15 protein-coding genes are annotated in these 16,895 nt (G+C 46.8%); 4 read left to right on the forward strand and 11 right to left on the reverse strand.

All coding sequences use genetic code 11. The features are described 5' to 3' along the window. Positions 1-273 precede the first annotated feature (273 nt). Positions 274-726, reverse strand: coding sequence for a VanZ family protein (locus ICN37_RS08395; RefSeq protein WP_216156628.1), 453 nt, complete (start codon positions 724-726; stop codon positions 274-276). 252 nt (positions 727-978) lie between these two features. On the opposite strand from ICN37_RS08395, the gene nadA reads away from it, so the two are divergent. The 3 genes from nadA to ICN37_RS08410 all read left to right on the forward strand — a co-directional run bounded on the left by nadA (position 979) and on the right by ICN37_RS08410 (position 4,810). Next, entirely contained in the window at positions 979-2,124 is a 1,146-nt protein-coding gene (nadA, locus tag ICN37_RS08400) for a quinolinate synthase NadA (RefSeq protein WP_216156631.1), read from the forward strand. Between the two features lie 152 nt (positions 2,125-2,276). Next, the gene (gene nadC, locus ICN37_RS08405) at positions 2,277-3,215 is read left to right on the forward strand and encodes a carboxylating nicotinate-nucleotide diphosphorylase (protein ID WP_216156634.1); all 939 of its coding nucleotides are present in this window, start codon (positions 2,277-2,279) and stop codon (positions 3,213-3,215) included. A gap of 212 nt (positions 3,216-3,427) precedes the next feature. Then, a complete protein-coding gene (locus ICN37_RS08410; RefSeq protein ID WP_216156637.1) occupies positions 3,428-4,810 on the forward strand; it encodes a RodZ domain-containing protein in 1,383 nt (460 codons plus the stop codon). A gap of 88 nt (positions 4,811-4,898) precedes the next feature. Here ICN37_RS08410 and nadB read toward each other — a convergent pair whose 3' ends face one another. The 7 genes from nadB to ICN37_RS08445 all read right to left on the reverse strand — a co-directional run bounded on the left by nadB (position 4,899) and on the right by ICN37_RS08445 (position 14,977). Next, entirely contained in the window at positions 4,899-6,542 is a 1,644-nt protein-coding gene (gene nadB / locus ICN37_RS08415) for an L-aspartate oxidase (protein WP_216156640.1), read from the reverse strand. 6 nt (positions 6,543-6,548) lie between these two features. Continuing rightward, entirely contained in the window at positions 6,549-6,875 is a 327-nt protein-coding gene (locus tag ICN37_RS08420; RefSeq protein ID WP_216156643.1) for a type II toxin-antitoxin system PemK/MazF family toxin, read from the reverse strand. Then, positions 6,875-7,132, reverse strand: a complete 258-nt coding sequence (locus tag ICN37_RS08425; protein WP_216156646.1) for an antitoxin — start codon at positions 7,130-7,132, stop codon at positions 6,875-6,877. Before ICN37_RS08425 ends, ICN37_RS08420 begins: the two co-directional genes overlap by 1 nt. A gap of 255 nt (positions 7,133-7,387) precedes the next feature. Continuing rightward, a complete protein-coding gene (fdhF, locus tag ICN37_RS08430) occupies positions 7,388-10,282 on the reverse strand; it encodes a formate dehydrogenase subunit alpha (protein ID WP_216156649.1) in 2,895 nt (964 codons plus the stop codon). Positions 10,283-10,317: 35 nt separating this feature from the next. Beyond that, on the reverse strand, positions 10,318-12,120 hold the full coding sequence (locus ICN37_RS08435; RefSeq protein WP_216156652.1) for an NADH-ubiquinone oxidoreductase-F iron-sulfur binding region domain-containing protein: 1,803 nt from the start codon (positions 12,118-12,120) through the stop codon (positions 10,318-10,320). Positions 12,121-12,321: 201 nt separating this feature from the next. After that, entirely contained in the window at positions 12,322-12,546 is a 225-nt protein-coding gene (locus tag ICN37_RS08440; RefSeq protein WP_216156655.1) for a hypothetical protein, read from the reverse strand. A gap of 10 nt (positions 12,547-12,556) precedes the next feature. Beyond that, entirely contained in the window at positions 12,557-14,977 is a 2,421-nt protein-coding gene (locus ICN37_RS08445; protein ID WP_216156657.1) for a DUF748 domain-containing protein, read from the reverse strand. A 77-nt stretch (positions 14,978-15,054) separates the two neighbouring features. Here ICN37_RS08445 and ICN37_RS08450 point away from each other — a divergent pair, with 77 nt between their 5' ends. Next, positions 15,055-15,648 (forward strand): DUF1080 domain-containing protein, encoded by a 594-nt coding sequence (locus tag ICN37_RS08450; protein ID WP_216156661.1) that lies wholly within the window; start codon positions 15,055-15,057, stop codon positions 15,646-15,648. A gap of 1 nt (position 15,649) precedes the next feature. Here ICN37_RS08450 and ICN37_RS08455 read toward each other — a convergent pair whose 3' ends face one another. From ICN37_RS08455 to ICN37_RS08465, 3 genes are read right to left on the reverse strand one after another with little or no spacing between them, the layout of a single operon-like run. Beyond that, on the reverse strand, positions 15,650-16,000 hold the full coding sequence (locus ICN37_RS08455; protein WP_216156663.1) for a winged helix DNA-binding protein: 351 nt from the start codon (positions 15,998-16,000) through the stop codon (positions 15,650-15,652). Beyond that, on the reverse strand, positions 15,997-16,353 hold the full coding sequence (locus ICN37_RS08460) for a DUF6516 family protein (protein ID WP_216860956.1): 357 nt from the start codon (positions 16,351-16,353) through the stop codon (positions 15,997-15,999). Before ICN37_RS08460 ends, ICN37_RS08455 begins: the two co-directional genes overlap by 4 nt. 60 nt (positions 16,354-16,413) lie before the next feature. Next, positions 16,414-16,719 (reverse strand): YciI family protein, encoded by a 306-nt coding sequence (locus tag ICN37_RS08465; RefSeq protein ID WP_216156668.1) that lies wholly within the window; start codon positions 16,717-16,719, stop codon positions 16,414-16,416. Positions 16,720-16,895 lie beyond the last annotated feature (176 nt).

Below are 16,895 nucleotides of genomic sequence, written 5' to 3' on the forward strand. Positions count from 1 at the left end.
GTTCAGTTTGGCTAAGGTGTTGATAGGTCATGGCTACTTTGACTTGCAGGTCTAGAAGCTTTGGATACTAAAACATCCTTAGCCTCCTTAACTAGTTGTTCAAAGTTGCACTTCGTAGTTGAATCCACCTGATTTTTTATTGATTTTTTATTGATTGTTATGCCCAAGCTGGCGCTTCATTGTCATTGATGAGTGGCAAATATTAATAGTTCTTGTAAAGCTTTTTTGTGAAAGCTTTACTGCAGCATCTGGGTTCAGACTACTTCAGGTGCCTTAGGTTTCTTCGTCAAAATCACGCGGCTGTACGAGCTGAATCATGGCTTGACGCCAGTCTCCCGAGCGAGCAACCCGCCAAAGCCAGATAACGAGCTTAAGGAAAAATATACAGATTAAACTCAATATGCCGCCTGACATATCGGCTAGCCAATCATCAAAACTGGGGTCTCGACCCGTAAAGTTCTGCAAGTATTCATCGACCATACCCATTACAGCCACAAGCGAGAGAGTGGCAAGTAGTCTTTGCAAAATCGGGAACTTCAATCCCCAAAAAATCAAACTAGCCAGTACTGCATAAGCAAAAAAGTGTAGGAGCTTATCGTTAAAGGTCATAACGAAGCCACGCTCCAAAAAGCGGAACGAGCCCAGCACAATCATGAGGCAATAAAAAACCCAAGCTGCAATAAGCCATGGATTTCTGCGGTACTGGACAATAAACTTCTTAATCATTGAATGATTTTATCGGTTTTTTGATAAATGGTTTGAAGGGCCTCATTAAGCGACTGCACCAAGTGGCTTGCTGGGGCGACTGAAGCAAGGGGCTGAACATGCTAGAGTAATGACCTCGGTGTCCTAGTGATCGTTCTGCTATTCGCTCTACTATTGGTCCTACTAATCGTTCTGGCGAGTACTGCATGCTATATGCGATGAATAACTTGGTTACATCACCCCTCTTCATAATGAGTGTATGAGTAAGCCTACATGACTACCCCTATTGCTTTAGAAACCAGCCCACAGGCTTATGACTATCCCTTGCAAGATGGCCAGGGGCTTACTTGCACAGCGCAAGCCTGGGCAAAAACGCCTGCCCCCTTGTCTGCTGCTGATAAGAAGATGGTGCGGGAGCAAATCAAGCAGCAATTAATTGCTCAGAATGCTGTCTTAGTGGCCCATTACTACGTTGATGGCGATATTCAGGATCTGGCACTGGAGACGGGTGGCGTGGTTGCCGACTCCTTAGAAATGGCCCGCTTTGGTAAACAGCACCCTGCCCAAACCTTAATTGTGGCTGGTGTGCGCTTTATGGGCGAAACCGCCAAAATTCTGAGTCCTGAGAAAACAGTCTTGATGCCCGATCTAGAGGCCACCTGCTCCTTAGACCTGGGTTGCCCAGCTGCTCAGTTTGCGCAGTTTCGGGCAGCACACCCAGACCGCATTGTGGTGGTTTATGCCAATACCAGCGCTGCAGTCAAAGCGCAGGCCGATTGGATGGTAACGAGCTCTTGCGCCCTGGCGATCGTGCATCAATTACATCTTGAAGGTAAAAAGATCTTATGGGCCCCTGATCGTCACTTAGGGCGCTACATTCAGGAGCAAACTGGCGCCGATATGTTGCTTTGGAATGGTGCTTGTATTGTTCATGATGAATTTAAAGGGGCTGAGCTTGAGCTATTGCGCGCCCAGCATCCCCAAGCGGTCGTATTAGTTCACCCAGAATCTCCTAGTAGCGTTGTCGCGCAAGCCGATGTGGTTGGTTCAACTTCAGCCATGATTAAAGCGGTAGTTGATGGCAATGCTGCTGAATATATTGTGGCGACTGATCAAGGAATCTTGCACCGGATGCGCCAATTGGCTCCAGGCAAACATCTCATCGCCGCCCCTACTGCTGGTCAAAGCGCCACCTGTAAAAGTTGCGCCAATTGCCCCTGGATGGCCATGAATGGCTTACAAGGAATTTTGCAATGCTTAGAGCATGTAGGGGATGGTACTGGGGAAATTACTGTACCGGAACCCACTAGATCGGATGCCTTGCTGTGTATTGAACGGATGTTGCACTTTACCCAACAGCACCCTGAACTCTTAGCCAAAGCCCAACATGGTTTTGTGAAGAATATTGGGGCCGCTTAGTGCGCTTGGCACTCAATTTGGAGGCGTTAGACTTTATGGTTATCTGTTGGTTGAGTTCAACTTATTAGTGATGTACTCAATATAAGTATATGATTTTATTAACTTAATTTAATCCTGAACTAAGCCCAAGACTACACCATTTCTACTTTTCTATGACTACGCCTTCTTCCCCACTCTCTTCTACTCCCACTCTTTCTTCTTTTGCCACTTCCTTGTGGTCCATCCCTTTTGACCACAATGAAACCTTGGAACAAGCTCGCCAGCGCAATATTCATGATGCGCTCTTAGAGGATGTGGGTCGTAATGACTGGACCGCCCTCTTAGTGCCCGATGCATTAGTGCAGGCTTCTTTACTGGTACGAGAGTCAGCAGTTCTATGTGGGGTCGATTGGTTTGAGGGTTGCCTCAAAAAACTGGACCCGCAGGCGCATGTCACTTGGAACTACCTAGAGGGCGCCTTGATGTGCGCAGGCAGTACTGTTTGTTCCATTTCAGCACGCGCCCGCGCCCTCTTGACTGCTGAGCGCCCTAGTCTCAATTTTTTGCAATCACTTTCCAGCACTGCTACGATGACCCGCGCCTATGTCAATGCCATCGCAGGTCTGAGCCCTAACCCCCGCGGTTGCGTCATCCTGGATACGCGCAAAACTGTTCCCGGCTTACGCCAGGCGCAAAAATACGCTGTGCGGGTGGGCGGTGGCAGCAATCAACGCATGGCGTTATGGGATGGCATCTTGATTAAAGAAAACCATATTGCTGCTGCAGGTGGTATTGCTGCGGCTTTGCGCGCCGCTGCGGCCTTAAATGCTGGAGTTTCGATGCAGATTGAAGTAGAAAGCCTGGCCGAGCTTGAGGAGGCGCTAGTGGCAGGTGCTAGCAATGTCTTGCTGGATAACTTTTCACCAGAGCAAATGGTAGCGGCCGTAGATCTGAACGCTGGCCGAGCTCTACTAGAAGCCTCTGGAGGGGTTGACTTAGAGCACATCGGCGCTATTGCTAAAACCGGAGTCGATCGAATTTCCATTGGCAAACTCACCAAGGACATTTCTGCGGTAGATTTTTCTTTGCGTATACAAGAAAAGCAGGATTAAGGGCAAACGGAGTAAATCAATTCTCCGCCTCATGCTCTGCCTTGTTCTCTATCTTGTTCATTGACTTATTCCCTGGCTTATCTCAGCAAAATTGGTTCTATTTTGAGTAAATTTGCATCAATTTATTGGTATTGCGCTAGAATTTACCCTTATTTGCTCATTACCAAGCTCAGACTAACCTTAGCCAACAAACATCGAAATAGCCTATTGTGGTGCATAAAAACTCTGTCATTTCAGAAATCAACGGAAACGCGTTTCAAGTAGCACGTGAAAGTTTAGGAATTTCACATAAAGAGTTGGCTAAAAAATCATGCTTTTCTGTTCGTCAAATTGAGCAAATTGAAAATGGCAAAAGTGATTCGTTTTATTCTGTAGCAATCAAAGTCAATGCTGCCAAAAAAATTGCGGACATCTTAAAGCTCGATTACACGCAAGCATTCCAATTTAAAGTTTCTCCCAACGCTCTTGCAAAAGAGTCAACATCTTCTGACACTGCTGCGGCAGTTACAGGTGAAGTTACAGGTAAAGTTACTGGCGGGGTTACTGCCAGCCATACTGCAGCCCCTACAACTCCTGCAACTCCAGCAACTACCATTGCCAGCAATACACTTCAAGCAGTGATTTCAGCAAGCACTGCCAAACCACAGACAACCGGAATTGAGCGCGCTCTTCGTTCACCTGCACCTACTTCTCAGAGTACTGCGCTAGAGCCTACGCGCGTATCTTCGTTTAAGCCTGAGCTGCAGACCATGAACACGATCAACTCAATGGATAAGCCTCAAGGAATCCGAAAGTTATTGTTTGCTGGTCTTTTTTTGGCGAGTATTTTATTTATTGGCACCTTTATTGAATCCAATGGCATAGCGCAAATCCAAGCCCTCTTTTCTGCGAAGACCACACCTGCTGTTGCTGTGAACCCTGCTGAGGAAAAGTTAGCAGAAGAACAAAATACGCAAGAAACTACTGCAACTACTGCAACTACTGCAACTGCTGCAACTGCTGCAACCTCTACAAATACTGCAACTGCTGACACTAATAATGGCAATAGCCGAACTACTGCAGCGGTTTCTCCAGCTACTCTTGCCACCCCTGCATCACCTGCAACATCACTCACTTCTATTGCTCCTATTGCTCCCGCTGCTCCCGCTGTATCTGCTGCTCCAGCCGCAGCCCTAGCTAGTGCTAATGCGGAAGCTTGCCCAAGTGCTTCAACAACCGTGAGTTCGTTTACTCCAGCGCAAAGTAATCGAAGCGCCGATATGGTGTATGTGGTGAGCAAGAGCAATCAAACGGTTTGCGTAGTAGATGCAAGCGGTAAAGTGCAAAATCGCAGCTTAGATGCAGGCACTAGCGCTTCCTTTTATGGCAAGCCCCCTTTTAAGGTGCTTACTGGCGGATTGTCACAAGTGGATTTATTTTTTCAGGGTTGGAAAGTCAAACCCAGTAATCCCAACGATAAAACGATTGAGTTATTGCCGCTGGTCAATGCGTCGAACTCTGGAACTGGTGCTGTTACCGGTACTGGGTCCACTTCAAGCTCGAGCCCATCAGTTGGAAGCTCTGCTCCTAACTCCAGTAACTCAGTTAGTAACTAAGTTAGTAACTAAGTTATTAAATTAGTTACTAACTGAGTTACCTGTTCAATGGCTGACTCAGTAGATCACTGAGCAGTGATAGCGAACTTTATTCTTCTGTGGTGTTGGCTTGAGGTGTCAAGATGGTGGGATAAGATACCGCCCAAGTTCCCGGGTAGTCGCGACTGAAATGCAATCCCCGACTTTCTCTTCGCATCAGGGCAGATCTGACAATCAATTCCGCGCATTCCAGTAAGTTCCGGAGCTCAATCAGATCTCGCGTCACTTTAAAGTTTGCGTAGTATTCCTGCACTTCATAGCGCAGTAATTTAATGCGGTGGAGCGCGCGTTCTAAACGACGATTGGTTCTCACAATGCCGACGTAGTTCCACATCAAGGAACGCAGCTCATCCCAGTTATGGGCAATGACTACTTGCTCATCGGCATCCTCTACCTGGCTCTCATCCCACAAGGGAAGATTGGGCAGTGCTGGCGATTTGAGTGCGCTGATATCTTCTGCTGCTGCCTTTCCAATCACGACACACTCTAGCAATGAATTACTGGCTAAGCGATTGGCGCCATGTAAGCCCGTGTAAGTCGCTTCGCCAACAGCGTATAAACCAGGTAAATCGGTTCTGCCCTTGAGGTCCGTCACCACACCACCACAGGTGTAATGCGCCGCAGGCACAACCGGAATCGGCTCTTTGGTGATGTCCAGGCCAAGGCTGAGGCAGCGAGCGTAAATCATTGGAAAGTGTTCTTTGATAAAAGCTTCGCCCAAATGGGTGGCATCTAAATGCACGTAATCTAAGCCGTGCTTTTTCATCTCAAAGTCGATCGCACGGGCGACGATATCTCGAGGGGCTAATTCATGACGCTCATCGTGGTCTGGCATAAAGCGGGTGCCATCGGGCAACTTGAGTATGCCCCCCTCGCCACGCATGGCCTCAGTAATCAGAAAGGTACGGTCACTGGGGTGATACAAACAAGTCGGATGAAATTGAATAAATTCCATATTGCCCACGCGGCAACCTGCTCGCCAGGCCATGGCAATGCCATCACCTGTAGCAGTGTCCGGGTTGCTGGTGTAACGGTAAACTTTACCTACACCACCAGTAGCCAAAACCACTGACTTAGCGGCAATGGTTTCTACCCGATTATTTTGAATATCTAAGGCATACACGCCATAGCAGCGATTGGGTTTGGTGCGCTGGGTCTTGGCATCGAGCTGGCGATTGGTAATTACGTCCAGCGCAATCCAATGCTCAAGGATTCGAATATTTTTATGCGCCTTAGCTTTATCTAGCAATACTTCATGAATCGCTTTGCCAGTCGCATCAGCAGCATGGGCAATGCGACGATGGCTGTGTCCTCCCTCACGCGTGAGGTGCAAACCCATCGGACCAGACTTATCTTCGGTAAAAGGAACGCCCTGCTCTACTAACCACTGAATGGCTTTAGCACTTTCTTCAGCGATATAACGTGCAGTCGACTCCACTACGAGACCAGCACCCGCATCCAAAGTATCAGCGACGTGCGAATCAATACTGTCATGTTCTTGATCGACTACGCCAACAATGCCGCCCTGGGCCCATGCAGTGGCTGCCTCACCCAAACCACGTTTGGCCATCAGAATCACTGGCTGAGTCTCAGCCATATGCAGGGCAACGGTTAAACCCGCAAGACCAGCACCAATAATGAGGACTGGTAACTCAGCTTGAGCCTGGGAAGGTGTTGGTGTGGAACTAGCCATAAATTTTTATGAAATGATTGCCGACAACTTCGCCATAACTTCATCCATCACTTGTATTGGTGCTTTTTCGAGTTTTCTGGCCTTCCTCGCACTCAAATCCAGCACTCTAGGCTGATCACAACGCACCACTCCCAAGGTTTTAGTGTTGGCTAACTCGACCGTAAATCCTGCGACACGTGCAAAATTTCCACCGGTTGTAATTGGCAAAACTACTGGAGCCTTGGTTAATTTATTAAACGGCTCTCTTGTGACTACTAAAACTGGCCTTATTCCTTTTTGCTCATGACCAGAACTTGGATCAAGTGATACCATATAAATATCTCCACGATCCATTAAAGCAACTCTTTGCCTATGGGAGCAATATCAAGCCACTCGCGCTCTTCTGGAGTTCTCTTCTGTTGAGGCTTACATTGCGCCAATAATTCTTCAAGCGTGTATTTAGGCTTCTTGATTGGCTCAATAACCAAACGCCCCTTCTCAACCCCAACATCCACAGATGATCCCGGCTCAAGATTTAGCAAGCTCAATATAGATGGGGGTACTGCCAGCATGATAGAGCCACCGACTTTACGCAAATTTGTTATGGACATGGGCTTCCTTCTACAGGCTATGAAGTTGATGAAAATATGTTTATTATATAAAAGTATAACATTAAAACAGGATTAAAACAGAATTAAATCAGCCTTCTAAACCTTACTTATCCTAAAACGATTACCTACAAGCATTCAGTCAATACACGCTTGAGTTACTAGGGAGACCCTATTATGAGGTAGATTGAAGTAATAAACCCCATCTCAGTGATGGGGTTTATTGACAATAAAGCATTAAGTGCAGCAATAAAATTACTAATTATTGGACATCACCTTAGATCCACCTGGAGCATTAGTGCCATATCCCATGATCTTTGCAGCATCACCACCCTTAGCGAGCTTCACCGCGCAGTACTTAAATTCCGGAATCTTGCCAAAAGGATCTAGCGCTGAGTTGGTAATCAAGTTGGCGGCAGCTTCATAGTAAGCAAATGGAATAAAGATCACGCCTCTTGGTGTGCCATCGTCTCTGCGCACATGAATACCCACCTCACCACGCCGCGATTGGACGGTAATCACATCACCCGCAGAGACACCTAACTGAGTCATGTCTTCCCCATTCATCGACACGGTAGCCATGGGCTCAATGGCATCTAATACTGTGGCACGACGCGTCATACTACCGGTATGCCAATGTTCTAACTGACGACCGGTTATCAAGACAAAGGGGTATTCCGAATCGGGTCTTTCATTAGCGGGAATGATGTCGGCAGGAACCAACTTCACCTTACCGTCGGGTGTAGCAAACTCATCATCAAACACAATAGGGCGACCTGGATCTTCTGCAGATAAGCACGGATAAGTCACGCTAGATTCTTTTTCGAGACGCTCCCAGGTAATCCCTTTGATGGCACCATGCATGGCTTGACGCATTTCTTCATAGACTGCTGCAACACCGGCGTCAGGACCTTGATAGTTCCAATTGAGACCCATACGCTTCGCAATCTCTTGAATGATCCACAAGTCAGGCTTTGCTTCACCCGGTGGGTTAATGGCTTTCTTGCCCATTTGCACCATACGGTCAGTATTGCTTGCAGTGCCAACCTTCTCTGGCCATGCACTGGCTGGCAACACGACGTCTGCCAATAATGCGGTCTCGGTCATGAAAATATCTTGTACTACTAAATGCTCTAAAGCGGCTAGTGCATGACGTGCGTGATGTAAATCAGGATCACTCATCGCAGGGTTCTCACCCTCAACATACATACCGCGAATCTTATCGGGATCAGAATCTGGCGCAGTGATCTTATGCATGATCTCAACTACTGTGTAGCCAGGCTTCTTATCCAGTGGGGTATTCCAGAACTTCTCAAACCATGCGTGCGCTTCTGGGTTATCAACCCGTTGATAGTTCGGGAACATCATTGGGATCAATCCGGCATCACTAGCACCCTGCACATTATTCTGACCACGCAATGGATGTAGTCCAGAGCCCGGCTTGCCAATTTGACCCGTAATGCTCACCAAGGCGATTAAGCAACGCGCATTATCGGTACCATGCACGTGTTGGCTCACCCCCATACCCCACAAAATCATGGCCGACTTGGTGGTAGCAAATTCTCTAGCTACTTCCCGCAAGGTCTCTGCCGGAATGCCGCAAATCGGTGCCATTGCTTCCGGGCTATAGCCTTTGATATTTTCTTTTAAGGCTGCAAAGTTATTCGAACGGTTTTGAATAAAGTCTTTATCAACTAAGCCCTCTTCAATGATCGTATAGATCATGGCATTGAGCATCGCCACATCGGTATCGGGTTTAAATTGCATGGTGCGCCAAGCGTGCTTGCTAATTTCTGTTGCACGTGGATCACACAAGACAATTTTGGCACCGCGTTTCGCGGCATTCTTAAACCAAGTAGCTGCTACAGGATGGTTGGCGGTGGGATTAGAGCCAATCAAGAAAATCAAACTCGAGTGCTCAACGTCATTCACCTGATTACTTACTGCACCAGAACCTACTCCTTCTAGTAATGCCGCTACAGAAGAGGCATGGCAAAGACGGGTGCAATGGTCAACGTTGTTGCTACCAAAACCAGTACGAACTAATTTCTGGAATAGATAAGCCTCTTCGTTGCTGCCTTTAGCAGAACCAAAGCCAGCAAGCACCTTCAAGCCGTGTTGATCTTTTAACTTCTTAAGGCCACCAGCAGCAAACTCTAAAGCCTCTTCCCATGTAGCTTCACGGAAGACATCGGACCAGTCTTGCTTACCTTCTAAGATGGACTCATCCTTAGCAACGCCCGCTTTACGAATCAATGGCTTGGTTAAGCGCTGTGGGTTATGGATGTAATCCATACCAAAGCGACCCTTAACACAGAGGCGATTGTGGTTCGCTGGACCATCACGACCTTCTACACTGACAATCTTTTCATCTTTAACGTTGTAGGTAATTTGACAACCAACGCCGCAGAATGGGCAGACAGAATCGACTTTGCGATCCACCGTCTGCGAACCAATCAAACCTTTGGGCATCAATGCGCCAGTTGGGCAAGCCTGCACACACTCGCCACAAGCAACACAAGTGCTCTCGCCCATAGGGTCATTGAGATCAAACACAATCTCGCTATGCGCGCCGCGCATGGCGTAACCAATCACATCATTGACCTGCTCTTCACGACAAGCGCGTACACAACGATTACATTGAATACAGGCATCCAAATTCACAGCCATCGCGGGATGCGAGATATCATTTGCTACTTTGTCACGGCGCAAGGCTTTGAGTTCAGGTCGTACTGTGACATCCATTCGCGCAGCCCAAGTGCTGAGCTCACCATGTTGATTCTGCTGCTCTTCTGCTTTACTGTCGCCTACCCACTTAAAACCTTCATCCGGCATATCCGAGAGCAACATCTCGAGCACTAATTTTTGACTCTTGATTGCGCGCTCACTATTGGCTTTGACTTCCATGCCAGGCGTAGCGCTTCTGCAACAGCTAGGGGCTAAAGTACGCTCACCATTAATTTCCACTACACAAGCACGGCAGTTGCCGTCTGGGCGATAGCCGTCTTTAAAACAGAGATGCGGAATATCAATGCCATGGCGTTTGGCAGCTTTGAGAATCGTTTCACCTTCATAGGAAACAATCGTCTTGCCGTCTAGCTTGAACTCAACAGTTTGCAGTTCGAGTTCTTTTGGATGTGTGGGTGCGTTCATATTTATCTCGTTATTCCCTATTTTTTATAAGTGGTTTATTTCACTTCTTCCGGGAAATATTTCGCAATACAACGAATCGGGTTGGGTGCTGCCTGACCTAAACCACAGATCGATGCATCCACCATTACAGTAGCCAAATCTTCGAGCGTGTCTTGATCCCAAGATGTTGCTTGCATCAATTTAGCGGCTTTGCCAGTACCTACTCGACAAGGCGTACATTGACCACAACTCTCATGCTCAAAGAAGTGCATTACATTTAAGGCCATATCACGCGCTTTATCTTTATCGCTGAACACCATGACTGCTGCAGAACCAATGAAGCAACCATAGGGTTGCAAGGTATCGAAGTCGAGCGGAATGTCATTCATAGTCGCAGGCAAAATACCGCCGGAAGCACCACCAGGCAAATAGCCGTAGAACTTGTGACTCTCTTGCATGCCACCGCAATACTCATCAATCAACTCTTGAATGGTGATACCTGCTGGCGCTAATTTGACGCCTGGTTTTTTAACGCGCCCACTCACACTAAAGCTACGCAAGCCTTTGCGATCGTGACGTCCAAATGAACTAAACCATTCTGGCCCACGAGAAATAATGTCGCGCACCCAATAGAGGGTTTCAAAGTTGTGCTCGAGCGTTGGTCTGCCAAACAAACCGACTTGCGCAATGTATGGAGGACGCATACGTGGCTCCCCACGTTTGCCTTCAATACTTTCGATCATGGCGGATTCTTCACCGCAGATGTATGCCCCTGCGCCACGACGCAATTCAATCTTCGGAATTGAAAATGGTGGGTTAGCCTGCAGCTTGGCTAATTCTGTTTCGAGAAGCTCGCGACAGCCGTGATACTCATCGCGCAAATAAATGTAGCAAGCATCAATGCCCACTACGTGTGCGGCAATCAACAATCCCTCAAGGAAGCGATGAGGATCACGCTCTAAGTAAGTGCGATCTTTAAATGTTCCTGGCTCACCTTCGTCGATGTTGACGGCCATTAATTTAGGAGCTACTTGATCCTTCACAATGCGCCACTTACGACCTGCAGGGAAGCCTGCACCACCAAGACCGCGCAGACCGGAGCTCTCCATTGCCTTAATGATGCTCTCAGCATCTTTCTTGCCCTCGAAGATTTCTGTAGCTAAAGCGTAACCGCCTTGTGCAAGATAAGACTCATAACCAACATAGTCAGGGGAAACGGCTTGCATCTCGCCCTGGGGAGAAACGCCCTGCTCTGCTAGAGATGCTGGATCAAAGTTCGCATCATCTCTAGCCATTGGCTGAGTAGTCAGCTTGTTATTAACGGCTGCCTGTACTTTATCTGTCGTTGCAAATAGAACTGGATATTGATGAACTACTGCTACTGGGGCTTGCTCGCAACGGCCCACGCAAGGCGCTGCAGCGACTTTAATATTGGGATTGCCTAAGATGCCTGGCAATTTAGCCAATAGATTTTGTGCGCCCGCTAATTCACAAGCGATACCATCACAAACACGAATCAGGATGTCCGCTACAGGATCATTACCGCGCACGACTTCAAAGTGATGGTAGAAAGTGGCTACTTCATAGACTTCGGCCATAGGCAGATTCATTTCTTTGGCTAAGGCCACTAAATGACGATCGTGCAAAGCACGATATTCATCATTGAGTTTATGAAGGTTCTCAATCAGTAAGTCGCGGCGATGCGGCGCGCTACCAATGAGCTGGCGAACTTCAGCAACGGAAACATCGTCTGCTTGACGCCCCTTCAATTTGCTCTTACGGCGAATGGTTTCCCTCAAATCATCTGCCGTTGCAACAGCAACTGCTTTGACTTCTCCAGAAGGCTTTGGATGATTCATATTATGTAGTCTCTAGTTTTTTATTTATTGCTCTATTTGCCTTGTACTTTTGCAGGGCATTTTTCTAATTTTGCCCATCAAAAATCGAGCTGCGCCAAGTACTGAGCAGGCCACGATCGGCAAAACAACGCTTTATTTTGGGTGATTTAGCACCTCAAGTCCTTGACGGCGCTCAAGGACTTCAATTAAGGGTTTACCCTATTAGAGAAGGGATGGGGATGGCTTATCGCCAGGTGGCAGAGAGTAATCCAGCTTGCGTTCATACAGCCTTGCCTTATAGCAATCTTGATAGCCCTTACTGCCGATTTCCCAGCCGATCGAGGTGCAGTCATTTTGGGCAGCAGATTCAATAGAGCCGCAGCCCACGAGACTTAAGGCAGCCATGGCTGCGATGATAGAAAGAAGGCGCATTTTTGTTGAATTCATGACCTCAAGTCTACTTGATTCTGATCTCAACATCGAGAGGTATACCCTCTTTTCCTGCCTCTACAGTCTTCACATCTCCCAGCTGAACACGGTCCTTTAGGCTTGGATCAGCCTTAACCATGAAGCCGTAGGCCGTCTTCGCCCTACTTTTTGCCAATTCCTGAAGCTCGATATCAGTGATCTCCATCCCAGAAATCAACTCCTCATGCAGTTGCTCATTGCGCTTCTCGCCATCTGGAAGAGTCAAAAGACGTTGACCAAGCTTGATGCGCCCTATGTATTGGGCATATGCCGCCTTCAGGCCTGACTGCACTTTCGGGTCTGTAAATGATGGAGTGGGCACTGGTTCGCCAGGTGCCAACTTAAATCCGGCATCTTGCAAAATGGCGCTATCTGCCTTAGCTCTTGCAAGCTCTTTCTTATCCAGCACAGGATCATAAGTACCAATGATCTCTAAGCTCGAGTTCGGGCGCTTCACCAAATACTCACCAAATTTTTCCAGGCGATCTTGATCGGCAATCAGGAAGACTGCTTCTCCAGGCACGGCATTAACACCCTCTTCGCCACCCATTCCTAAAATAGATGCAAGAGCTCTAAATGGTGCTGTTGCTACGTTTGTTAGAACATTGCTAATAGCCTGCCAAACCAAACCACTAGCACTGAATTTCGGAGAATCTACATTTCCTGCAATGCGTACTGTCACGTCAATCGTGTCATCAGAGTCTTCTAATAAAGCAATTGCTAAGCCTAGCGGTAATTTTTTGCCAGTAAAGTCCGGCACCTCATCACCCAGCACCACCTTCTTAATAATGATCTGATTACTTCCATTGAGTTCGCCATCATTGGCTTTGTAATTGAGATTGAGGTTTAGTCGTCCACTGGTAATTTGATAGCCTGCGAATGTCATCACTGCTGGATTGAAGGCGGTCAGCGGAAGGTTTCTAAAACTCATCAAGATGTCATGATTGCGTCGTGGATCATCAAATGATGCTTGACCCTTTACTCGCATACCTCCCGAGCCAGCAACAACACCATCCATCGCCACAGTGGCAAATCGACCAGGAGTATTGCTAACCCCCAAAAGAGTGGCATTGAACCTCTTCACATCCACCTTGAAATTAGGACGCATCGCCATATCTGAAAAGTACACTTCGCCATTCTTCAGAAGAGTGGATCGAATATCTAAATTAAATGTGGAGGGAGCGCTTACCTTTGGCCCAGCTACAGGCTCGGACTTTAATTCTGTTGTTGGCCTAGCAAATAACCTTCTAAAGTTTGAGAAGCCCTCTTCATTAATTTCAAATTGCAGGGTTGGTGCATCAATGGCCAACTGATCTATCGCGAGACTATTGTTGGAACCCTGCTTTAACTTAACGGATTGATATTCAAATTGAAGAATATCCGCCATCTTCCAAACAATCAGAGGACTTTTTTGACCCTTCTCTAGTATTGCTAAGTCTGAAATATGAATATCGCCCGTAACTGAATCAGTCTCACCGCCTATCTTCACAGTTAGATCGGCGTTCAGCAAGCCACTGGTACCGATGATCTCATGATTAGTTGGCAATAAAGCGACGATTGGCGCGGTTGCAAGACTGTGAATTTCTAACTTGCCATTAACTGACTTCGAGCTAGTATTGAAATCCCAGTGTGAGCGTATCTCACCCTCATCTAACTTCAAGTTGAGCTGCGCACCTAAGTTACCTGGCTGAGGATTATCCAATCCACCTGTAATAGCAACATGGCGATACGCAATAGTTTTATTGATTCCAGGTATGAAGAACTGTAAGGCTCCAAGATTAAAGTCGTATTGACCACGGACCCCAGTCACTAAACCATTCTGGTCGTAATTGGCTACATCGAGCAACTGCATCGTAAACGGGTTGAGTGATTCTTTTAATTTGCTCGAATCATCCACCAAACTTAAAGAAGCTGAACTGACGATAATTTCATCGATCGATATTTTGAGAGGCTTCTTGAATTCTTTGGGATCTGAAGGGGGTATCGCCTTTTCAACGGCGGCAATCAATTCCTGCCAATTCCAGGACCCTGCGTGCATGCCCTTAGGTAGATTCTTCTCGACCAACACCTTAGGTTCTTCCAGCAAAACCTCATCAAAGCCCAGCTCCCCTATGACCAGCTTTGTCCACTTGAGGCTAATTGCCAGCTTTTTAAATTCCAGTAATTTAGAACCACCCTCTTTTGCCAAGTGAAGGCCATCAAGCTCCACCCTTAGCCGCAATGGAGAAAGACTGAGGTGTTGATAGGAGATCTCATAGCCAATCTCCTTGCCATATTCAGTTAGGGACTTTTTAATCAACCCAGGCAGCAACAAGTGGCTTCCCAACCAAAATAAGGCCACCATCAGAATAAAAAGTCCCGCCAAACGCAAAGACCATCGCTTTATTCGGGAGTTTGTGAGGGAAAGCATCTACTTGTCTTTATAGGGCGATATCAGCAACAATGAAAATGAACGCAGAATAATAAATATACCCCCTCAGGAGACCCATGAAAATATTCGTCAAAAAACTGGTCTTATCTATTGCATGCCTTGCCGCCCTATCGATCGGTAGTGTTGCTAACGCCCAAAGTTCAGACGGGTTTACTGATCTGATTGACGGCGTAAGCTTGAGTGGATGGAACATTATTGGAAGCGCCAACTGGGTCATTGGTAACGGTATTGTCGAAGGCAATAAACCCAATGGTTTTTTAGTTAGCGCTAAGACTTACAAAAACTTTGTCATCAAAGCAGAGTTTTATGCCGAGCCTAGTACGAATAGCGGTATTTTCATTCGCTGCCAAGACCCTAACAAGGTGAGTCAATCCACTTGTTATGAAATCAATATTTGGGATACCCGCCCTGAACAAGCGTACGCAACCGGCGCTATTGTGGATGTTGCCAAAGTTGACCCAGTACCTAAGGCCGGTGGACGCTGGAACACCATGGAGATTGTTGCAAATGGCTCCAACTTTAAGGTCTTGATGAATGGCGTAGTCACGGTAGCTAATGGCCAGGATAGTAAATACTCTGAAGGTCCCATTGCTCTGCAATCCGCTGGTGGTGTCATTAAATTTAGAAAGCTACAGATAAAGCCGCTTTAAATTATTGAATACTGATTTCGAAGCGATCGCCACATGCCACCGGCCTCAGGGCCTTGGCCTCTTGGAGCATTTTAACTAAGCCGTAATGAGACATTGTTTTTAGCGTGCGGGATAGGTTGCCTTGCTTTCTTCCAGTAAGCTCGGCTAACTCAGAAATCGATACAGGTTTGGATGCTCTGATGACATGTAACAGCACCCTGTTTTCGTCACTTAATAGTTGTGCCAATGAACGCATCGAGGTAAACCATATCTTCGGATCAGATGCCTTTGGTTTTAGATCGCCTTTGGCGATGGCCAAGACCCGCGCCCGAATGTCTTTTTGTGATGCAATCCCTATTTTGATGACTTTCATATATCTTTATCCACCTTTAAGACTTTATCAACTTCTACAAAAAAATCACTTAGGAGTTGGTGCGCATCCCTAAACTCATAGGCAATGCCAAGATCACATGAACTACGATGCCTGTGATCGTATGCCAATTTTCGACCTGAATAACCTGTTCTTGACCTTACCGCATGAGCATTGTCATAACCCAAAATTCTCAAGCCTTTGGGGTTATGCAAGGTTAATGAATAGCGCACTCCGTGCGGTACTGCCTCACTAGCAGCCACCTCCCAAGCCTCAATCTTTACCCAGTAACCATCACCTTGATCAATGACCTCTTGGTGCAATTCCAAAAGAGTGATAATTCCACGATTTCTCATCACTCATAATATATCACCAGATGATATATCAAAAGTAACAGCCCCGATCAAATTATGGGTTTATTTTGCTGGCGGAAAGCCTGCTTTTTGTTCCCACATATTATTAAATACATTAATGATGGGCTTTTCATAAACACCAGCCTTCGTATATGGCTCATCCTTTAACCAAGTATCCACATCCGCCCTGCTAGGAAAATCAATCGCAATCAAACTACCGAGCGTAGTCTTGCCATCTTCCGAAGTGAGGGGCCCTGCAAAAGCCATGCGATCAGCCATTTTTGCCAGATAGGCACGGTGCTCAGGACGAACCTGAACTCGTAGGTCTGCAGTGCCAGGACGATCCATTAGTAACATTGTAAAAATCATGCTTTCTCCACTTTTTAATTAGTTTTATTTTTAAATCTTAATTAGCAAGGTGGATTCAACTACGAAGTGCAACTTTGAACAACTAGTTAAGGAGGCTAAGGATGTTTTAGTATCCAAAGCTTCTAGACCTGCAAGTCAAAGTAGCCATGACCTATCAACACCTTAGCCAAACTGAA

It is taken from the genome of Polynucleobacter sp. P1-05-14, assembly GCF_018881675.1.
Classification (GTDB): domain Bacteria; phylum Pseudomonadota; class Gammaproteobacteria; order Burkholderiales; family Burkholderiaceae; genus Polynucleobacter.

Coding starts and splice junctions, on each gene's coding strand:
- ICN37_RS08395 (WP_216156628.1), bottom strand. CDS start 726: ATGATTAAGAAGTTTATTGTCCAGTACCGCAGAAATCCATGGCTTATT.
- nadA (WP_216156631.1), top strand. CDS start 979: ATGACTACCCCTATTGCTTTAGAAACCAGCCCACAGGCTTATGACTAT.
- nadC (WP_216156634.1), top strand. CDS start 2,277: ATGACTACGCCTTCTTCCCCACTCTCTTCTACTCCCACTCTTTCTTCT.
- nadB (WP_216156640.1), bottom strand. CDS start 6,542: ATGGCTAGTTCCACACCAACACCTTCCCAGGCTCAAGCTGAGTTACCA.
- ICN37_RS08420 (WP_216156643.1), bottom strand. CDS start 6,875: ATGGATCGTGGAGATATTTATATGGTATCACTTGATCCAAGTTCTGGT.
- ICN37_RS08425 (WP_216156646.1), bottom strand. CDS start 7,132: ATGTCCATAACAAATTTGCGTAAAGTCGGTGGCTCTATCATGCTGGCA.
- fdhF (WP_216156649.1), bottom strand. CDS start 10,282: ATGAACGCACCCACACATCCAAAAGAACTCGAACTGCAAACTGTTGAG.
- ICN37_RS08435 (WP_216156652.1), bottom strand. CDS start 12,120: ATGAATCATCCAAAGCCTTCTGGAGAAGTCAAAGCAGTTGCTGTTGCA.
- ICN37_RS08440 (WP_216156655.1), bottom strand. CDS start 12,546: ATGAATTCAACAAAAATGCGCCTTCTTTCTATCATCGCAGCCATGGCT.
- ICN37_RS08445 (WP_216156657.1), bottom strand. CDS start 14,977: ATGCTTTCCCTCACAAACTCCCGAATAAAGCGATGGTCTTTGCGTTTG.
- ICN37_RS08450 (WP_216156661.1), top strand. CDS start 15,055: ATGAAAATATTCGTCAAAAAACTGGTCTTATCTATTGCATGCCTTGCC.
- ICN37_RS08455 (WP_216156663.1), bottom strand. CDS start 16,000: ATGAAAGTCATCAAAATAGGGATTGCATCACAAAAAGACATTCGGGCG.
- ICN37_RS08460 (WP_216860956.1), bottom strand. CDS start 16,353: ATGAGAAATCGTGGAATTATCACTCTTTTGGAATTGCACCAAGAGGTC.
- ICN37_RS08465 (WP_216156668.1), bottom strand. CDS start 16,719: ATGATTTTTACAATGTTACTAATGGATCGTCCTGGCACTGCAGACCTA.